The organism is Agromyces sp. P2_B3 (assembly GCF_056404815.1).
This window is the reverse complement of the sequence record NZ_JBFUDH010000040.1, coordinates 1-3577: the sequence shown is the minus strand read 5'-3', so window position 1 is coordinate 3577 and position 3577 is coordinate 1. Positions and strand designations below refer to the sequence as shown.

Below are 3577 nucleotides of genomic sequence, written 5' to 3'. Positions count from 1 at the left end.
GACCGCCGCGCCACCGGTCCCGACCGGGTTCCCGTTGCTGTCGAGCACGGTGACGGTGACCGTTGAGGTGGATGCTCCGTTCGCGGGAATCGTGCCCGGTGCCGCGGTGATCGTGGACGTGACCGGATCCGGAGCACCCGCAACGAGCACCACCTGGGTAGTGTCGGTGCCTGCCGTGCCGTTCAGTGTGAACCCGAGGGTCGAGGTGCCCGCGGTCGTACCCGCCGTGAGTGTCGCCGTGTACGTGCCGTCACCGTTGTCCGTGACCGCGCCCAGGGTGCCGAGGGTGGTGGACATCGTGACGGTGTCACCACCAACCCCGACCGGGTTCCCGTTCACATCAAGCACCGTGACCGTGACCGTCGACGTGGAGGCCCCGTCCGCGGGAATACTGCCCGGTGCGGCGGTGATCGTGGACGTCGTCGCATCCGCGGCACCCGCGGTGAACACCACAGTCGCGGTATCCGTACCCGCCGTGCCATCCAGCGTGAACCCGAGCGTCGCGGTACCCGCGGTCGTACCCGACGTCAACGTCGCGGTATAAGTACCGTCACCCACATCCGTGACCCCACCCAGGGTACCCAGGTCAGTCGACATCGTGACCGTGTCACCACCCACCCCGACCGGGTTCCCGTTGCTGTCAAGCACCGTCACCGTCACCGTCGACGTGGATGCCCCGTCCGCAGGAATACTCCCCGGCGCCGCCGCAATCGTCGACGTAGCCGCATCTGCCGTGGTGACCGTCCAGGTGAAGGTGGTCTGATCGGTCACCCCAGCGCTGGTCGCCGTCACCGTCACCGTGGTGGTGCCTGTCGTGGTTGGGGTGCCGGTGATCTGCCCGGTGGACGTGTTGATGCTCAACCCGGCCGGGAGCCCGGAGGCCGCGTACACGATCGGGTCAGCACTGGTACTCGTCGCGGTGAGTTGGACCGTGACCGGTTCACCCACCGCCGAGTCCTGACCCGGGATCGGATCCAGGGCAACCGTCACCTGCACCAATCGGACCAACCTAGCCGCAGGGACCCCGTTCAGCGCAGTGAAGATACCGCCGGTGAGGATGCCACCGTCCGCTTCCACCGCAACCGCGGTCACATCGCCATCGAAACCGGTCCCGAGATTGGTCGCGAACGCGGTATCCACCGTGCCGTCCGTATTCAACCGGGCCAACCGGTTCGCGGTGACCCCGTCCACCGTGGTGAAGGTACCGCCGGTGAGGATGCCGCCATCCGCCTGCACCGCAACGGACCTCACGGGGATGGTGCCGCCGATGAAGCCGGYRCCGAGATTGGTCGCGAACGCCGTATCCACCGTGCCATCCGTATTCAACCGGGCCAACCSGTTCGAGGTCACCCCGTTCACCGACGTGAAGCCACCGCCGACGAGGATGCGCCCATCCGCCTGCACCGCAAMCGAGWWCMCGSYGYYGTTGAAGCCGGTGCCGAGATTGGTCGCGAACGCCGTATCCACCGTGCCATCCGYRTTCAACCGGGCCAACCGGTTCACGGTGACCCCGTTCACCGACGTGATTCTACCGCCGACGAGGATGCCACCATCCGCCTGCACCGCAACCGTGTACACCTCGGCGACGAAGCCGGTGCCGAGATTGGTCGCGAACGTGGTATCCACCGTGCCATCCGCGTTCAACCGGGCCAACTCGTTCGCGGTGACCCCGTTCACCGACGAGAAGCCACCGCCGACGACGGTGCGACCATCCGCCTGCACCGCAACCGCGGTCACGGTGGTGTTGAAGCCGGTGCCGAGATTGGTCGCGAACGCCGTATCCACCGTGCCATCCGCGTTCAACCGGGCCAACCGGTTCGCGGTGACCCCGTTCACCGACGTGAAGCCACCGCCGACGACGGTGCGACCATCCGCCTGCACCGCAACCGCGGTCACGGTGGTGTTGAAGCCGGACCCGAGACTCGACGCGAACGTCGTATCGGGCGCCCACCCGGTCGTCGCTGCTGAGGCCGGCACCGGGAACCCGACTGCCAGCAGCGCCGCCGCGACCAGTCCCGCGACCGCGACCCGGGCACGGCCGCGAACCCCCCGCCGATCCGATGGCAGCCGGCCACGCCCAGCATGGGTTGAACCGGACCGACGCGACGCAACAGCAAGAGAAAGCACGAGACGCTCAACCTTCACAAACGATAAGCAAACGAACGAAGGAAACGGTGAAGCAATCCAGACAATGCCTCAGCTTGACATGCCCTAGCAACACCCGTAAAGGGCCTGTGCCCCGGACTGGGGTTACACTCACCAGCCGCCCGATGCACGATCAAGCGTAGCCCAATACCGGTATTTTAGAATACAACTGCGCGGGGCCTTGGATCCCGGACGGGCGCCTGCCTTCATGGATCACGATCGGAACGCGCACCCTGCCACCAGAAAGTTCAGGGGCGCTGCGTACGCAGGAGGATTGTGGTGGCGATGGCGAGGGAGCAGAGAAGGAGTCCTTGGAGGGACGAACCTACCTTCAGTAGACGGTTGTGGTCGTACCACGGTGCCGCCCAGGTCCAACTCTTCGCACCATCCGTAGTGATCGTCGATGCGACGACGTGCAGCCGGGATCGTGGTTGCCATGACCAGAACCAACCGCTTCGACCTGCGCCATCGCGATCGCCGCCGGAAGCGCTCTAACCCTCAGCCTTGCCGTCACAGGCTGCAGCTTCACGACCACAACGCCGGCCTACCGGTACGAACTGAGCTCGACCGCGCAAGGGGCCGAAGGCTCCTACACCGACCGGGCACGTAAACCGGCACGGGCACTGTGACCCTCACCGACACCGTCTGGACCTACTCCCCGAATCCGAATGCTAGCTATGACCCGAAGCTCAGGGTGACCGCACCCGGCGCCGCTGACGCGACCTGCAGGATCATCGAATCAACAACACCACTGAGACCGTCATCGCCGAGAAGACGGCCGCCCCCGGCGGAACCGCAACCTGCGAACCACCCGCGATCAAATTCGACTTCAAGACCGCCAACTAGTCACGGATTATCCCGAACCACGCAACAAGGAACAAGATGCTCGACGTCAAGACCGCCCCGATTCACATCATCCTCGACCCCGGCGACCGCCATGCTCCACCAACGTCTCACCACGACCGCGACGGGCCGGGCGCGCCCCGCCGTCTTGCCTGGGGTGCCCTTCCCATCTCCTCAACAGACTTCCTCGGCGACATCACAACGCCCGAAACTGGCCAGTGTTGCCGCGACCGCTGGAACGCCCTGCCAGAATCAGGTTCCGCAATACGCTCGTGTACACCGAGGCTCCACCGAACGCCCGTATTCGCGCACCTCATTACCCCGACCTCGACATCACTACTGAAGCGCCCCGGGTTCTCTGCCGCTCTTTTCTGAGCGACACGAGAGGATGGCAAGGTGCCACGCAAGATTGACCACGAAGTTCGTTCCAGGGCTGTGCGGATGGTGACACAGCACCGTTCGGAGTACTCGTCAGAGACCGCCGTCAGAGCCCAGGTCGCCGAGTCGCTCGGGGTCTCGCAGGAGTCCGTGCGCCGGTGGGTGCAGCAGTTCGAGATCGACACCGGCGTCGTCGCGGGGGTCTCGTCCG

General features: G+C 65.5%; 1 pseudogene. It reads right to left on the bottom strand.

Annotation, left to right across the window (positions count from 1 at the left end):
• Positions 1 to 1977 (bottom strand): annotated as a pseudogene (locus AC1DZA_RS20020) (invasin domain 3-containing protein); the annotation flags it as partial.
• Between the last annotated feature and the right edge of the window lie 1600 nt (positions 1978 to 3577).